Genomic DNA, 14,748 nt, shown 5'->3' on the forward strand with positions numbered 1-14,748 from the left:
CAGAGGGTCGACACGCGTGATCGGAGGGTCGACACGAGGCTAGGAGACGTCGCCCGCGGGGGCGAGCCACGTGTTGCCCTGCTGGTTGCGGTTCTTGGTGGCGCCGCGCACGGGGCCCGGCTGCGCGGGCGCGCCGAAAGGGGCCTACGCGCTCGCTCTGGGCGAACTCGGGCCGTGGGTGGCCGCGTTCGACGGGGACCGGGCCGGCCGGGACGCCCCGCTCAGCAGCCGGTCGGGACGCAGGCGACCGCCCAGCCGTCGTAGGGTGGGGCCATGGCCGATCCCGAGCTCGTCCGATACACCCTCGACAACGGTCTGCGGGTGGTTCTCGCCCCCGACGCGACCGCGCCGGTGGTCGGCGTCAGCGTGCACTACGACGTGGGTTTCCGCTCCGAGCCGGAGGGGCGCACCGGTTTCGCGCACCTCTTCGAGCACCTGATGTTCCAGGGCTCCGAGAGCCTGGAGAAGCTCGCGCACTTCCGGCACGTGCAGTCCAGCGGCGGGACCTTCAACGGGTCCACCCACCCGGACTACACCGACTACTTCGAGGTGCTCCCGAGCGCCGCGCTCGAGCGCGCGCTGTTCCTCGAGGCCGACCGGATGCGCGCGCCCAAGCTGACGGCGGAGAACCTGGCGAACCAGATCGACGTCGTCAAGGAGGAGATCCGGCTCAACGTGCTGAACCGGCCCTACGGCGGGTTCCCGTGGATCACCCTGCCGCCGGTGCTGTACTCGACCTTCCCCAACGCCCACAACGGCTACGGCGGCTTCGAGGACCTCGAAAGCGCCACGGTCGACGACTGCGCGGCCTTCTTCGACACCTACTACTCGCCGGCGAACGCCGTGCTCACGGTGGCGGGCGACTTCGAGGTGGACAACGCGAAGAAGCTGATCGAGGAGCACTTCGGCGACGTCCCGCACCGGCCGGCGCCGCAGCGGCCGTCGTTCGCCGAGCCGCTGCCGACCACCGAGCTGCGCGGCGAGGTCGAAGACGCGCACGCCCCGCTGCCCGCGCTCGGCATCGGCTACCGGATGCCGGACCCGATCAACGACGTCGACAGCTACCTGGCCTACCTCGTGCTGGCCGGCGTGCTCACCGACGGCGACGGCTCCCGCCTGCAGCAGCGGCTGGTCCACAAGGAGCCCCTGGTCGTCGACATCGGCGCCGGGGCCGGGCTGTTCGGCCCGTTCGAGGCGCGCGACCCCGACACGTTCACCATCACCCTGATCCACCCGCACGAGGTGCCGCGCGAGCGCGTGCTCGCCGCGCTGGACGACGAGCTGGAGAAGCTCGCCGAGACCCCGCCGAGCGACGAGGAACTGCGCAAGGTCACCGCCCGCTGGACGGCGAGCCTGCACTCCGAGCACGACCGGCTCGTGTCCCGGACGCTGGCGCTCGGCTCGTTCGAACTGCTCTACGGCGACGCGTCGCTGGTGTACCGGCTCGCGGACCGGATGTCCGCCGTCACCGCGGAAGCCGTCTCGGCGGCGGCCAAGGCGCTGCGCCCGGACGCGCGTGCCGTGCTGGTGGTCAAGCCCGCTTCGGAAGGGAACAACGAGCAGTGACTTCAGCAACGCACCGCAGCGCCGAAGAGATCGGCCGCACCGCGCGGGGACCGCGGCCGCTGCCGCCGCTGGGCGGGCAGCGGGCCGCCGCCGATCTGTCCCATGTGGACACGACGCTGGCGAACGGCCTGCGCGTGGTGGCCGTCCGCAAGGCGACCGTGCCGATGGTCGAGGCGCGGCTGTGGATCCCGTTCGCCGGTGACGACGCCCTGCACCCGGCCACGGCCGAGGTGCTCGCCGAGACGATCCTGACCGGCACCGCCCGCCGCAACCGCATCGAGATCGACGCCGAGCTGGCGCTGATCGGCGGCGACATCGGCGCGGGTGTCGACCCGGAACGCCTGGTGCTCACCGGATCCGCGCTCGCCGACAAGCTGCCGACGTTCCTCGACGTCCTCGGCGACGTCCTCACCGGCGCGACGTACGCCGACGAAGAGATCGCCCGCGAGAAGGAGCGGCTGGTCGAGCGGATCGCCGTCTCGCGCACGCAGCCGCGCACGATCGCCCGCGAGGCCCTGCAGAAGCACCGCTACGGCGACCACCCGGCCACGCGCGAGGTCCCGAAGGCCGAGGACGTCGCCGTCGTGACGCCGGAGCAGGTCCGGGCGCTGCACCAGGCGTCGGTGCTGCCGCGCGGTTCGGTCATGGTGCTGGTGGGCGACCTCGACCCCGACGGTGTCATCGGCGAGCTGGAGAAGGTGCTCGGCGGCTGGGCGTCGGACCGCTCCGCCGTCCGGCTGCCGCCGCTGCCGGACCTGACCGGGCCGGCCGTGCTGCTGGTGCCGCGCGCCGGCGCGGTGCAGTCGCAGATCCGGCTCTCGGCGCAGACGCTCCCGCGCACGGACCCGGGGTACGCGGCGCTGCAGCTGGCGAACCTGGCCTACGGCGGGTACTTCTCGTCGCGGCTGGTGGAGAACATCCGCGAGAACAAGGGGTACACCTACTCCGCGCACTCCGGGTTCGAGTTCACCGACGGCACCGCCGTGGTCAACGTCGACGCGGACACCGCGACCGACGCGACGGCCCCGGCGCTGCTGGAGACCCGCTATGAGCTGGGCCGCCTCGGCCAGGTCCCGCCGTCCGGCGACGAGCTGGAGTCGGTGCGGCAGTACGCGATCGGCTCGCTGCTGACGTCGACGTCGTCGCAGGCCGGGCTGGCCGGGCAGGTGCTGGCGCTGGCGTCGACCGGGCTGGGCCTGGAGTGGCTGAACGAGCACCCGGCGCGGGTGGCGGCGGTGACGGCCGACGAGGTGGCCGAAGCGGCCCTGAAGTACTTCGCGCCCAAGCGGTTCACCGGTGTCGTGGTCGGCGACGCGGCCGTCCTCGAGCGCAAGCTCCTGGCGCTCGGCGACGTCGTCGTGGGCGAGCCGGCCTGATGTCCGTCCCGTTCACCCTCGGTGCCCTGCCGACGCTGTCCCGGTCCACAGTGGACCGTCAGGAAGGCTTGCGCACCGACCCCGCGCGGCTGGTGTCGCGCTGGGCCGACGCCCGGGTCGTCCTCCTGGACGACGCCGGGCGCACCCCGGTCGTCGAGGGTTCGTCGACGCTGGCGTTCCGCAAGGCGATCGACTACGGCGCCGCGCCGCCCGAGGACGCGGTGTTCCTCGGCGAGTGGCAGGGCGTCGACCACTGGTCGCTGCCGGGCGGGCCGTCGGGTGACGCCGGCACGGTGAAGATGGCGGGCAGCTGGGGTTTCGTCGAGGAGGTCCCCAGCGTCGACGGCGAGATCTGGGTCGAGCTGCGCGGGTACGGCGACCTGCTGGACGACACGTCGGCGGGCCTGTTCACGACGGCACAGGCGTTGCGGAACTGGCGTCGCCAAGCGAAGTTCTGCGCCCGCTGCGGCCGGCCCACCGAACTGATCCAGTTCGGCTGGGCGAGCAAGTGCACGAACGACGGCCGTGAGGAATACCCGCGCACGGACCCGGCGGTGATCTGCCTGGTCCATTCCCTCGAGGGCACGAACGGCTCGCACGTGCTGCTGGCCCGCCAGCCGATCTGGCCGGCGGGGCGGTATTCGGTGCTGGCGGGTTTCGTGGAGGCGGGCGAGTCCCTGGAAGCCTGCGTGGCGCGGGAGATCCGCGAGGAGGTCGGCGCTTCGGTGTCCGACGTCCGCTACCTCGGCAGCCAGCCGTGGCCGTTCCCGCGGTCGATCATGCTGGGCTTCACGGCCCGCGCGGACCGGTCCGCGCCGCTGGTCCCGGCGGACGGCGAGATCGAAGAGGCGCTGTGGGTCTCGCGCGCGGAGGTGCGCGCGGCGTTCGAGAACAGCTCGGTGCGGGGCGAGGGTTCTAAGCCGACCCCCATCGCCGGGGGCGCGGCGGAGCTGATCCTGCCGGGCAATTCGTCGATCGCCCACGTGATGCTCCGGGCCTGGGCGGACGCGGAGGAGTAACCGCCGCCACTGAGCGCTACACGAACGGCCCCGGCAGCAAGCCGGGGCCGTTCGCGTTGCGGGCCGGAAACGGGTGGCCGGGTCCGTCCGGGGTGGCGCCACTCGTTCACCGGTACGCCCGCCACCCGGCCCAACGCCGCCAAGCGTTACCTGGCCGTTTCACCAGACCGTTGACGGCTGTGCCCCGGCTCACTACAGTCCCCGGAAACCGTCTGTAAAGTATCCTAATTAAGTCGGGAGACGACGAGTGCGAGCCGGCAGTCCGCGGATGCTGCGCGAGATCAACGATCGCGCCGCCATCGAGGTCCTCCTCCGGGAAGGCCCGCTGACCCGCGCGGAACTCGAGCTCGCCATCGGCCTCTCCAAGCCCGCCACCGCGCAGCTGCTCACCCGGCTCGAGCTGGACGACCTGGTCGTCAAGGCCGGGGTGCGCGGCGGCGGACGCGGGCCGCGGGCCCAGCTCTGGGCGGCCAACGGCAGCCTCGCCTTCGTCGCCGCCGTCGACCTCACGCCGCACGTGGCCGACTTCGTCGTCGCCGATGTCGCCGGGGTCGTGCTCGCCGAGTACCGGACTCCGCTGCCCGTGCACGAGGGCGCCGACGTCGTCGGGACCTTCGGGGAAGCCCTCCAGAAGGTCGCCGAAGAAGCCGGGATCCAGCGAACGGACCTGGCCCACGTCGTGATCGGCGCGCAGGGGGCGTTCGATCCGCGGACCGGCCTGCTGTCGTCGGCCCCGCACATCCCCGGCTGGCTCGGCTTCGACGTCCCGCAGAAGCTGTCCGACGAACTCGGCGTGGACGTCCTCATCGAAAACGACGTCAACCTCGTCGCCGTCGAGGAGATGACCGTCGGGCAGGCCCAGCACGTCGACGACTTCGTCATGGTCTGGCTGTCCGAGGGCGTCGGCGGTGCCGTCGTGATCGGACGGCGGCTGCTGCGCGGCGCCACCGGCGGCGGCGGCGAGATCGACTGGATGCGCGTGCCCGATCCGGCCACCGTGGACACCGGGGACGTCTGGCCCGAGGCCGGCGCCCGGTTCGGCAACCTGGTCGACTCGCCCGCCATCTGCCGCCTCGCCGCCGCGCACGGCATCGAAGCCGCCACTGCCTGGGAGGCCGTCGCGAAGACCGGACCGGACCACCCCTTCCGGCACGATCTCGCCAGACGGGTCGCCGGGGGTGTCGCCAACCTCGTCGCCGTCGCCGATCCGCAGCTCGTGCTCCTCTGCGGCGACACCAGCCGGGCCGGCGGGGAGGACTTCGCCGCGCTCGTCCAGGAAAAGCTGCACGAACTCGTCCTGCCGCGCACGCCCGTGGGCTGCGCTTCCGTGCAGGGCAACGCCGTTCGCGCGGGCGCGCTGCAGTCGGCGCTCGCCACCACCCGTGAGGACGTCTTCGGCGTCGTCACCCCCACGCTCCTCGGGTCGCGCAGACCCGAGGGCGACAGCACCCGTCCCCGACCGAGTAGCCCCAACCGATGAGGAGGAGGGCCATGCCCCCTACCACCCGGACCCGCCGCGGCGCCCTGCTGGTGGCCGCCGCCGCGGCGTCCGTCCTGCTGACCAGCGCCTGCTCCGGCGCCGCCGCCCCGAGCGGCGGTGACGCGGCCGCCGCGCCCGGCAAGGACGACAAGCTGACCATCACGGTGTACTCCAAGTTCACCGACCGCGAGTACGGCGTGGTGACCGCGGGCCTCAACAAGCTCAAGGCCAAGTTCCCGAACATCGAGATCAAGCACGAGGGCAACCAGGACGACGACAAGCTCACGCAGTCGATCCGCGGCGGCAACCCCCCGGACGTCGCGATCTCGTTCTACACCGACAACCTCGGCGCCTGGTGCTCCACCGGCAGCTTCTCCGATCTCAAGCCCTACATCGAGCGCGACAAGATCGACCTGAACCAGATCCCCGAAGCGGTCCGCAACTACACGGAGTACCAGGGCAAGCGGTGCGCGATGCCGATGCTCGCCGACGTCTACGGGCTCTACTACAACAAGGACATGTTCGCGGCGAAGGGCATCACCTCGCCGCCGAAGACGACGTCGGAACTGTTCGAAGCGACCAAGAAGCTGACCGAGTTCAACCCGGACGGCTCGATCAAGGTCGCCGGCTTCCTGCCGTCGATGCCGTTCTACGCCAACCAGGCCCAGTACTGGGCGCCGAACTTCGGCGCGCCCTTCCTCGGCCCGGACGGCAAGTCCGACCTCGCCACCAACCCCGGCTGGAAGGCGATGTTCGAGTTCCAGAAGCAGCTGATCGACTTCTACGGCGGTCACGCCAAGGTCGAGCAGTTCAAGGCCGGCCTCGGTGACGAGTACTCCGCCGACCACGGCTTCCACAAGGGCAAGCTCGCGATGATCTACGACGGCGAGTTCCGCACCGCGTTCCTCAAGGACCAGGCGCCGAACGTCAACTACGGCACCGCGCCGGCCCCGGTCCTCGACAGCATGGCCGACCACTACGGCGGCGGCTTCACCACCGGCACGATCATCGCCATCCCCAAGGGCGCCAAGAACCCCGGCGCCGCGTGGGAGCTCATCAAGCAGGTCACCTTGGACACCGACACGCTGGTGGACATGGCCAACGGCCTGAAGAACGTGCCCAGCACCAAGGCGTCGCTCACCTCGCCGAAGCTGGACCTGCAGCCGCAGTTCAAGACGTTCCTCGACATCTACGACAGCGGCAAGCTGGTCGCCAACCAGACCACCCCGATCGGCGACGCGCACCTCAAGGCGGTCAACGACTTCGCCGAGAAGTGGCAGGCCGGTTCGGTGCCCGACCTGACCGAAGGCCTGAAGAAGGTCGACGCGCAGATCGACGACGAGCTCAAGCAGAAGGGCGCGGGCGGATGACTCTGTCCGATGGGGTCTCGGCGGTAACGAGTACCTCGCCCCGCACGCTCGCCGCGAAAACCGGCGGTTCCCCGTCCGCGCCGAGCCAGGCGCGGGCGGGGGCCCGCCGGGCCAAGCGCCGCCGGACCGTCCTGTTCTTCATGGCCCCGGCGCTCATCGGGTTCCTCGTCTTCTTCGGCTACCCGCTGATCGCCACGGTCTACTACTCCTTCACCCGCTACGACCTGATCAACCCGCCGCAGTTCATCGGGTTCGACAACTACATCCGGATGTTCACCACCGAGCCGCTGGTCGGCACGGCGGCGTACAACACGCTGTGGCTGGTGGTCGTCCTGACGGTCTGCCGGGTGGTGTTCTCCCTCGGCATCGCGTCGGTGATCTCGCGGCTCAAGTCGGGTGTCGGGCTGGTCCGGACGCTGTGCTACCTGCCGACGCTCGCGCCGCCCGCGGCGGCCACGCTGGCGTTCGTCTTCGTGTTCAACCCGGAGTTCGGCCCGGTCAACCGGTTCCTGCGGCTCGTCGGCATCGACGGCGGCCTGTGGTTCAACAGCCCGGCGATGTCGAAGCCCGCGCTGACGCTGCTGGCACTGTGGGGCTCCGGCGAGCTGATGATCATCATCCTGGCCGCGCTGCTCGACGTCCCGACCGAGCAGTACGAAGCCGCCGAACTCGACGGCGCCGGCCCGATCCGGCGGTTCTGGCACGTCACGCTGCCGTCGATCTCACCGGTGCTGCTGTTCGGCGTGGTGAACTCGATCATCTACGCACTGCAGTTCTTCACCCAGGCGATCGTCGCGTCGTCGGCGTCAGCGGGCACGGCCGACGTCGCCGGCAACTCGAAGCTCATCGGGGCGCCGCAGAACTCGACGCTGACGTACCCGATCTGGCTGTACGTCCAGGGTTTCCGCTACTTCAACATGGGTTACGCGGCGGCGATGGCCGTCCTGCTGTTCATCGTGTCGTCGGGCTTCACGTGGATTCTCGTGCGCCAGCTCAGGAAGTCCCAGCACCAGGAGGAGGGCGCATGACCGCCGTGGCCGAAGCGCCGCAGCGTGAAGCGGGCACACCGCCGACGGTGCGGTTCAAGCGCAGCTGGGACAAGCGCCTGTCGTTCATCGCCACCCACGCGGTCGGGATCGCCCTCGGCGTGATCTTCATGCTGCCGCTGCTGTTCGTGTTCCTCACCGCGGTGATGGCGAACGACCAGGCGATGACGGCGAGCCTGTGGCCGAGCGAATGGCACTTCGAGAACTTCGTCAAGGTGTTCCAGAAAGCTCCGCTGCTCGAATACTTCGGCAACAGCCTGCTGTATTCGGCGCTGGCGACGGCGGGGGCGCTGCTTTCGGCGATTCCGGCGGCGTACGCGCTTTCGAAGCTGAAGTGGCGCGGGCAGAACCTGTTCTTCATGCTGACCGTGGCGGCGATGCTGCTGCCGCCGCAGGTCACCGTCGTGCCGCTGTACGACCTGTGGGTCCGGATGGGCCTCACCGGCACGCTGGTGCCGCTGATCGTGCCGTACTTCTTCTTCGACGCGTTCTCGATCTTCCTGCTCCGGCAGTTCTTCCTCACCATTCCGAAGGACTACCTCGAAGCGGCGAAGATCGACGGCTGCAACGAGTTCCAGGCGATGTACCGCGTGTTGATCCCGATGGCCAAGCCCGGGATCGCGGCCACCGCCATGTTCTGCTTCCTGTTCACCTGGAACGACTACTTCGGGCCGCTGCTCTACACCGGCGAAAACCAGGACCACTGGCCGCTTTCGCTCGCGATCGCGTCCTTCCGCGGCATGCACCACGTCGAGTGGAACATGACGATGGCGGCGACCGCGCTGATCATGGCGCCGGTGATCGTGCTGTTCGTGTTCGCGCAGAAGTCGTTCGTCAAGGGCATCACATTCACGGGAGTCAAGGGATGAAGCTGGCAGTCGTCGGTGGCGGGTCCACCTACACGCCGGAGCTGATCGACGGGATCGCCGGCCGCCGGTCCACTCTGGACGTCGACGAAATCGTGCTGGTCGACCCGGACGCCTACCGCGTCGAGGCGGTCGGCGGGTTCAGCCAGCGGCTGCTCTCGCACGCCGGCCACCCGGCGCAGGTGCGGACCACGCAGTCGCTGGAGGAAGGCGTCGACGGCGCGTCCGCGGTGCTGATCCAGCTGCGGGTCGGCGGCCAGCGGGCGCGGCGCTCGGACGAGACGTTCCCGCACGCCTGCGGCTGCGTCGGCCAGGAGACGACCGGCGCGGGCGGCCTCGCGAAGGCGCTGCGCACCGTGCCGGTGGTGCTGGACATCGCCGACCGCGTGCGCAAGATCGCCGGTGACGACACGTGGATCGTCAACTTCACGAACCCGGTCGGCATCGTCACTCGCGCCCTGCTCAACGAGGGCCACCGCGCGGTCGGGCTGTGCAACGTCGCCATCAACCTGCAGCGGCAGTTCGGCAGGCTGCTGGGCGTCGGCGCGGACGACGTCAAGCTCGTCCACACCGGCCTCAACCACCTGAGCTGGGAACGCGGCGCGCTCGTCGACGGCGTCGACCGGCTGCCCGAGCTGCTGAAGCAGCACCTGGACTACCTCTCGAACGAGGTGAGCGTCCCGGAGAAGTGGCTGCGGCGGATGAACGTCGTGCCGTCGTACTACCTGAAGTACTTCTACGCGCACGACGAGCAGGTCACCAAGCAGCGCACCGAACGGCCGCGCGCGGACGTCGTGTCCGACGTCGAGGAAGAGCTGCTGAAGATCTACCTCGACCCGGAGCAGGTGACCAAGCCGGAGTCCCTGGAGAAGCGCGGCGGCGCCTACTACTCCGAGGCGGCCGTGCAGCTGGTGCACGCGCTGACCGCGGGCGGCCCGGCCGAGGAGCACGTGGTGAACGTCCGCAACAACGGGACCTTCCCGTTCCTGCCGGACGACGCCGTCATCGAGGCGCGATCCATTGTGGACTCCAACGGTGCGACGCCGATCCCGCAGCCGCCGGTCGAGCAGAACTTCGCCGGGCTGATCGCGGCGACGACGTCGTACGAGTACCTCGCGCTGGAGGCGGCGGTGAAGGGCGGCCGCGACCGCGTCGCCGACGCCCTGCTGGCGCACCCGCTGGTCGGGCAGTACTCGAAGGCCGACACGCTCGCCGACTCCCTGGTGCAGATCAACCGCGAGTACCTGCCCTGGGCTCGCGGATGAGCGTGCCTGATTCCGCCTCCGCGGGAAAAAGTACGTCGGCGGCCGTCATCGCGATCGACGGCGGCAACAGCAAGACCGAGGTCCTGGTGATCTCGGAAGACGGCGTGGTGCTGGGGGCCTCGCGTGGCCCCGGCGCGTCGCCGCAGAACATCGGCGTCGCGGGATGCGTGGCGGCACTGGAAGAACTGGTCCTGGAGGCGTACCCGGCGTTCGGCACGCGGCCGCAAGCCGTCCACACCTCCGCCTACCTGGCCGGGCTCGACTTCCCGCGCGAGGAAGAGGCGCTGCACGCGGCGCTGTCCGCGCGCGGCTGGAGCGACACCCTGACGGTCGGCAACGACACGCTCGCGCTGCTCCGGGCGGGCAGTGCGGGGGTGGGGGTCGCGGTCGTCTGCGGCGCCGGGATCAACGGTGCCGGCGTCGGCCCGGACGGCCGTGTGCACCGCTTCCCCGCGCTGGGCAAGATCTCCGGCGACTGGGGCGGCGGCTACCGGCTCGGCGAGGAGGCCCTGTGGTGGGCCGTGCGCGCCGAGGACGGCCGCGGCCCGCGCACGGCCCTGATGCCCGCGGTGGCGGCGTACTTCGGGAAGCCGACCCTGCTGGACGTCGTGCAGGGCCTGCACTTCGAGGAGATCGACCCGGCGTCGATCCACGGCCTGTGCCCGCTGCTGTTCGAGGTGGCGGCCGCGGGGGACGAGGTCGCGCAGGACATCGTCACTCGGTTCGTCGAGGAGGTCAGCGTCTTCGCGGCGGTGATCCTCCGCGAACTCGACCTGACCGAAGACGCGCCGGAAATCGTCCTCGGCGGTGGCGTGCTGACCGGCGTCGGTGCCCCGGTGATCGCGGAGATCGAAAAGCGGTGCCTGAAAGTCGCGCCGCGCGCGGTGGTCCGCGTGGTCGACGTGAACCCGGTGGTCGGAGCCGCGTTGTTCGGGCTCGACACGCTGGACGCGCCCGAGGCCGCGAAGGCGGCCTTGAAGGCGGCGACCCAGCGCACCTAGACCTGGTGGCCTGCCTCGAAGCGGCGCGAGGCAGGCCACCAGACCCACCTCACGGCGCCGGGACGATGGTTTCGCCGGTCTCGAGCAGGGACTTGAGGTCGGAGAGGATCCAGGGCCAGCCGCCGCCCGCGTTCTCGTTCGGCGGCGCGTCGAGCCGCTCGAAGGCGCCGCTGACCATCCCGGCCATGTTCGGGGCGCCGGTGACGTCGTGCGTGACGGTCAGCCGGGTGCCGGCCGTCTTGGACTCCTCGATTTCGTAGGTGAGCGTGGTGTAGGGCTCGTCGGCCACGTCCTGCGGCGCCATCAGCAGCTTCCAGGTGATCACCAGCTTGCGCGGCGGGTCCACTTCCAGCACCTCGCCGTCGACGACGTCACCGGTCATCCCGGCGTCGATGAACGCCTGCGTCGGGTGGGTGCGGTGCTTGCCGCCGGGCCGCAGGTCGAAGTCGACCAGGCCGGTGTAGCCGTACTTCGCCGTCCACTCGGGTTTCGTGATGGCGTCCCAGATGCGCTCCGGGGACGCCTTGATGTAGACGCGGTAGACCTGCACGGTGTCCGTCATGGTTCTTCGCCTTCCAGTTCGTTCTTGAGGTCGAGGAGCGCGGTCACGTGGCGCTCGGTGTACTTGTCGATCCACCGGTCGTGGATCTGCCGGATCGGGACGGGGTTGAGGAAGTGCCGCTTCTCGCGGCCTTCCTTCCGGGTGACGACGAGCCCGGCCTCTTCGAGGAGCTTCAGGTGCTTCATCACGCCGAAGCGGGTCATCTCCACCTGGGTCTCCAGCTCGGTGAGCGTGCGGCCGTCACGCTCGAAGAGCAGGTCGAGCAGGAACCGGCGGGTCGGATCCGCCAGCGCCTTGAACACCAGGTCGTCGTCGGGCACGTGAGCGAGGATAGGTGACCAAAAGGTCACATGTCAACGTGCGAAAAAGGCCGCCACCCGCGGTGGGGTGACGGCCTTCGTCCGCGGCTAAACGATCAACGACAGTGGCAGGATCAGGGCGATCGCCACCACGGAGATCAGCGTCTCCATCACCGACCAGCTCTTCAGCGTCTGGCCGACCGACAGGCCGAAGTACTCCTTGACCAGCCAGAACCCGGCGTCGTTGACGTGGGAGAAGAACAGCGAACCGGCGCCGATCGCCAGGACCAGCAGGGCGCTGTGGGACGGGTCCATCGTGGCCGCCAGCGGCGCGACGATGCCCGCCGCCGACACGGTCGCGACCGTGGCCGAGCCCGTCGCCAGGCGGATCGCCACCGCGACCAGCCAGCCGAGCAGCAGCGGCGAAAGGTTCGCGTCCTTGGCCAGGCCGGTGATGACGTCGCCGACGCCGGCGTCGACCAGCGTCTGCTTGAAGCCGCCGCCCGCACCGACGATCAGGATGATCCCGGCGATCGGGCCGAGCGAGTCACCGACCACAGTGGACAGCCGGGCGCGGTCGAGCCCGGCCGGGCGGCCCAGCAGGACCATGCCGACCAGCACCGCCGCGAGCAGCGCGATCAGCGGGTCGCCGACGAAGTCCAGGATCTTGCGCACCTGGCTGTCCTTGGCCAGCAGGATGTCCGACAGCGCTTTCGCCAGCATCAGCACGACCGGCAGCAGCACCGTCGTGAGCGTCGCGGCGAAGCTCGGGCGCGGCTTGTCCGTGTCGGCGCGCTCCGGAATCAGGCGCTCCGGCGGAGCCGCGTCCGGGACGAGCCGGGCGGCGACGCGGGCGAACAGCGGGCCCGCGATGACCAGCGTCGGGATGCCGACGAGCAGGCCGAACGCCAGCGTCACGCCGACGTTCGCGTTGAGCGCGCCCGCCGCGGCGAGCGGGCCCGGGTGCGGCGGGACGAGCCCGTGCAGCACCGAAAGCCCGGCCACCGCCGGAATCCCCAGCAGCATCAGGGGTTTCCCGGTGCGCTTGACCGCGAGCAGCACCACCGGGATCAGCATGACGAGGCCGATCTCGAAGAACATCGGCAGCCCGATCAGCGCGGCCACCAGCGCCATCGCCCAGGGCAGCGCGGCGCCGCGGGCCTTGCCGAGCACGGTGTCGACGATCTGGTCGGCGCCGCCGGAGTCGGCCAGCAGCTTGCCGAGCATCGCGCCGAGGGCGATCAGGATGCCGACCGACGCGACCGTGCTGCCGACGCCGGTCGTGAAGCTCTTGAGCAGCTTGTCGACCGGCATCCCGGCGGTCAGCCCGAGCACGAGCGACCCGAGCACCAGCGACAGGAACGGGTGCAGCTTCACCTTCGTGATGAGCACGACGATGACGGCGATCGCGACGACGGTGGCGATGATCAGGCGGGTGTCGTGGCCGGTCCAGCCGGCGGCGAGGACGGCGTTCACGCGTGCTCCCGGAGGGCGGTCAGCGCGGCTTCGGTGATTTCCGCCGGCGTCCCGCTGGTGTTGTCGAGGACGATGCCGGCCTCGTCCGGCTCGAGGGGTTCGAGGTCGGCGAGCTGCGAATCCAGCAGCGACACGGGCATGAAGTGGCCCTTCCGGGTCTTCATCCGCTCGGCCAGCTGGGCCCGGTCACCGTGCAGGTGGACGAAGAAGACGTCGCCGCCGCTGCGCAGCACGTCGCGGTACCGGCGTTTGAGCGCGGACGACGTCACGACGCCGCCGGTGACCTGGTGCTCCCGGATCCAGCCGGCGATGGCCGCGAGCCAGGGCGCGCGGTCTTCGTCCGTCAGCGGCGTGCCGGCGGTCATCTTGTCGATGTTGGCCTTCGGGTGGAACGTGTCCGCTTCGGCGTATTCGACGCCCAACGCCTCGGCGAGCGCCGTGCCGATCGTCGTCTTCCCGGAGCCTGACACCCCCATCACCACGATGACGGTCATCCGCACCTCCCACTTCGTTGTGCCCAGGTGAGTCAAACTCAAAAGTACTACTTATTCAAGATGAAGTACTACTTAATCGAATCAGACGGTTAGGTTGACCAGGTGAGACACGAGCAGGTTCTGGATGCCCTCGGGGCGGCGATCGCTAACGGATCATTGGCGCCCGGTACGGTGCTGCGCTCCGAAGAGCTCCAGGAACGCTTCGGCGCTTCGCGGACCGTGGCCCGCGAAGTCGTCCGTGTGCTCGAGACGATGCAGCTGACCAGCAGCAAGCGCCGGGTCGGGGTGATCGTCCGCGAGCCGGCGGAGTGGAACCACTACGACCCGCGGCTGATCCGCTGGCAGCTCGACGGCCCGGCCCGCGCGGCGGCCCTGGCCACGCTGAACGAGCTGCGTTCGGCGATCGAGCCGTGCGCGGCCCGGTTCGCGGCCCTGCGCGCGACCCCGGAGGAGCGCGGCCGCCTGGGCGCGCTGGGGGAGCGGCTGGCGCGCACGGCCCGGGCCCGCGACCTCCCGGCGTTCCTCGGGTTCGACATCGCCTTCCACGACCTGCTGCTCACCGCGTCCCGCAACCCGATGTTCGGACAGCTGTCGGAGGTCGTCGCGGAGGTCCTCACCGGACGGACCGGCCACGGCCTCATGCCACCGGAGCCGCAGCCCGAGGCGGTGGCACTGCACCTGGAGGTGGCCGCGGCGGTGGCCGCGGGGGAGCCGGACCGGGCGGAGCGGGCGATGCGCGACATCGTGGTGCAGGCGCGGGAGGAGATCGCCGCTCTGGTGGCCGAAGGGGATCCCGGGGACGAGTGAGCGCCTGGTGCGCCGGAGGGGGGCACTTCCGGCGCACCGGCAGGGACTTTCGTCGCGTCCGGTACGGGCAACGTCCCCTTCGGCCCGGCGGGTTCCGGGGACGAGTAGCCTCCCCGGGGAA

Annotated in this window: 14 protein-coding genes; 10 read left to right on the forward strand and 4 right to left on the reverse strand. The window is 70.4% G+C overall.

Annotated features, from left to right (window positions below):
* Window positions 1–273 precede the first annotated feature (273 nt).
* From ACLJOU_RS46210 to ACLJOU_RS46250, 9 genes are all read left to right on the forward strand, one after another.
* A complete protein-coding gene (locus ACLJOU_RS46210) occupies window positions 274–1,566 on the forward strand; it encodes a M16 family metallopeptidase (RefSeq protein ID WP_410575656.1) in 1,293 nt (430 codons plus the stop codon).
* Window positions 1,563–2,942: a M16 family metallopeptidase gene (locus ACLJOU_RS46215; protein ID WP_410575657.1), complete on the forward strand. Its 1,380-nt coding sequence runs from the start codon at window positions 1,563–1,565 to the stop codon at window positions 2,940–2,942. Before ACLJOU_RS46210 ends, ACLJOU_RS46215 begins: the two co-directional genes overlap by 4 nt.
* Window positions 2,942–3,961: an NAD(+) diphosphatase gene (gene nudC / locus ACLJOU_RS46220; protein WP_410575658.1), complete on the forward strand. Its 1,020-nt coding sequence runs from the start codon at window positions 2,942–2,944 to the stop codon at window positions 3,959–3,961. The genes ACLJOU_RS46215 and nudC overlap by 1 nt, the downstream gene beginning before the upstream one ends.
* A 268-nt stretch (window positions 3,962–4,229) precedes the next feature.
* Window positions 4,230–5,441, forward strand: coding sequence for an ROK family transcriptional regulator (locus tag ACLJOU_RS46225; RefSeq protein ID WP_410575685.1), 1,212 nt, complete (start codon window positions 4,230–4,232; stop codon window positions 5,439–5,441).
* 11 nt (window positions 5,442–5,452) lie between these two features.
* A complete protein-coding gene (locus ACLJOU_RS46230) occupies window positions 5,453–6,811 on the forward strand; it encodes an extracellular solute-binding protein (protein WP_410575659.1) in 1,359 nt (452 codons plus the stop codon).
* Window positions 6,808–7,839, forward strand: coding sequence for a carbohydrate ABC transporter permease (locus ACLJOU_RS46235; protein WP_410575660.1), 1,032 nt, complete (start codon window positions 6,808–6,810; stop codon window positions 7,837–7,839). Before ACLJOU_RS46230 ends, ACLJOU_RS46235 begins: the two co-directional genes overlap by 4 nt.
* Entirely contained in the window at window positions 7,836–8,726 is an 891-nt protein-coding gene (locus ACLJOU_RS46240) for a carbohydrate ABC transporter permease (protein ID WP_410575661.1), read from the forward strand. Before ACLJOU_RS46235 ends, ACLJOU_RS46240 begins: the two co-directional genes overlap by 4 nt.
* Window positions 8,723–9,988: a 6-phospho-beta-glucosidase gene (locus tag ACLJOU_RS46245; protein WP_410575662.1), complete on the forward strand. Its 1,266-nt coding sequence runs from the start codon at window positions 8,723–8,725 to the stop codon at window positions 9,986–9,988. The genes ACLJOU_RS46240 and ACLJOU_RS46245 overlap by 4 nt, the downstream gene beginning before the upstream one ends.
* Complete coding sequence (locus tag ACLJOU_RS46250; RefSeq protein WP_410575663.1) at window positions 9,985–10,989, forward strand: N-acetylglucosamine kinase; 1,005 nt, start codon at window positions 9,985–9,987, stop codon at window positions 10,987–10,989. Before ACLJOU_RS46245 ends, ACLJOU_RS46250 begins: the two co-directional genes overlap by 4 nt.
* Before the next feature lie 49 nt (window positions 10,990–11,038).
* Here the strand turns inward: ACLJOU_RS46250 and ACLJOU_RS46255 are convergent, their stop codons facing one another.
* The 4 genes from ACLJOU_RS46255 to ACLJOU_RS46270 form a co-directional block, all read right to left on the reverse strand.
* Window positions 11,039–11,551 carry an SRPBCC domain-containing protein gene (locus ACLJOU_RS46255; RefSeq protein ID WP_410575664.1) on the reverse strand — a complete coding sequence of 171 codons (513 nt, stop codon included), beginning with the start codon at window positions 11,549–11,551 and terminating at the stop codon, window positions 11,039–11,041.
* A complete protein-coding gene (locus ACLJOU_RS46260) occupies window positions 11,548–11,871 on the reverse strand; it encodes an ArsR/SmtB family transcription factor (RefSeq protein WP_410575665.1) in 324 nt (107 codons plus the stop codon). Before ACLJOU_RS46260 ends, ACLJOU_RS46255 begins: the two co-directional genes overlap by 4 nt.
* Window positions 11,872–11,958: 87 nt before the next feature.
* Window positions 11,959–13,326, reverse strand: a complete 1,368-nt coding sequence (locus ACLJOU_RS46265) for a gluconate:H+ symporter (RefSeq protein WP_410575666.1) — start codon at window positions 13,324–13,326, stop codon at window positions 11,959–11,961.
* Entirely contained in the window at window positions 13,323–13,820 is a 498-nt protein-coding gene (locus tag ACLJOU_RS46270; protein WP_410575667.1) for a gluconokinase, read from the reverse strand. The genes ACLJOU_RS46265 and ACLJOU_RS46270 overlap by 4 nt, the downstream gene beginning before the upstream one ends.
* Before the next feature lie 102 nt (window positions 13,821–13,922).
* Between ACLJOU_RS46270 and ACLJOU_RS46275 the strand changes: the two genes are divergently transcribed.
* Window positions 13,923–14,627 (forward strand): FadR/GntR family transcriptional regulator, encoded by a 705-nt coding sequence (locus ACLJOU_RS46275; RefSeq protein WP_410575668.1) that lies wholly within the window; start codon window positions 13,923–13,925, stop codon window positions 14,625–14,627.
* Window positions 14,628–14,748 lie beyond the last annotated feature (121 nt).

Origin of the sequence: Amycolatopsis sp. cmx-4-61 (genome assembly GCF_046548775.1) — a bacterium.
In the GTDB taxonomy this organism is placed as follows: Bacteria; Actinomycetota; Actinomycetes; order Mycobacteriales; family Pseudonocardiaceae; genus Amycolatopsis.